The following is a 205-nucleotide window of genomic DNA, read 5'->3' on the forward strand; positions in this document are numbered from 1 at the left end:
GGAGCACGTTAAACCCTTTTGCAGCAAACACTTCGGCAATGCCCGCTCCCATTTGCCCAGCGCCAATGACCATCATCGTTTTCATGCTTATTCCCCTTTCACATGCAGCAATACGGCATCGCCTTGGCCGCCGCCGCTGCAAATCGCAGCGATCCCATAACCACCACCGTTGCGCTTCAATTCATAAGCAAGCGTTAGCAAGATT

General features: G+C 52.7%; 2 protein-coding genes. Both read right to left on the reverse strand.

Going from position 1 to position 205, the window contains the following annotated elements; all coding sequences use genetic code 11:
- Nucleotides 1–85: 3-hydroxyacyl-CoA dehydrogenase NAD-binding domain-containing protein (locus CHH91_RS21565; protein ID WP_483372424.1), on the reverse strand; the 85-nt coding region annotated here is incomplete at its 3' end.
- 2 nt (nt 86–87) lie between these two features.
- The coding region (locus CHH91_RS20015) for a hypothetical protein (protein ID WP_141234299.1) at nt 88–205 on the reverse strand (118 nt) is incomplete at its 5' end.

It is taken from the genome of Virgibacillus sp. 7505, assembly GCF_002272135.1.
Lineage (GTDB): Bacteria > Bacillota > Bacilli > Bacillales > Amphibacillaceae > Terribacillus.